This is a genomic window from Streptococcus sp. GMD5S (assembly GCF_000298715.2).
Lineage (GTDB): Bacteria > Bacillota > Bacilli > Lactobacillales > Streptococcaceae > Streptococcus.
This window is the reverse complement of record NZ_AJRG02000077.1, coordinates 1-522: the sequence shown is the minus strand read 5'-3', so window position 1 is coordinate 522 and position 522 is coordinate 1. Positions and strand designations below refer to the sequence as shown.

Here is a 522-nt window from a genome sequence, read left to right as displayed (position 1 = left end):
CGAGCTGATTTTCCATCCTCAAGGACTGGTTTAATCTTTTGAAGAACATTAAATTCTGCTACTGATTCTTTATCTTTTTGCGTACGTGCCATCTTTTCTACACGCGCATAGCGTTTATTAACTGATTCTAAGTCAGCAAGAATCAATTCTAGGTTAATGGTATCAATATCTGCAAGTGGATCCACAAAGGCGTCTTCACGTCCTTGCTCGCGCATCACATTTTCATCATCAAAAGCACGAACTACGTGAACAATCGCGTCTACTTCACGGATATTGGCCAAGAATTTATTACCTAGACCTTCTCCTTTTGAAGCTCCTTTTACAATCCCTGCAATATCTGTAAACTCAAAGGTTGTTGGAACTGTCTTTTTAGGAGTAATCATTTCCGTTAGTTTTTGTAGGCGTTCATCTGGAACTTCCACCATCCCAACGTTTGGATCAATAGTCGCAAATGGGTAGTTTGCCGCCTCTGCTCCTGCTTTTGTAATTGCATTAAAAAGGGTTGATTTACCAACGTTTGGC

At 40.4% G+C, this 522-nt stretch carries 1 protein-coding gene; it reads right to left on the bottom strand.

The window, feature by feature from the left end:
* On the bottom strand, positions 1-522 hold a 522-nt coding region (locus GMD5S_RS0210110), incomplete at both ends, for a GTPase (protein ID WP_016893905.1).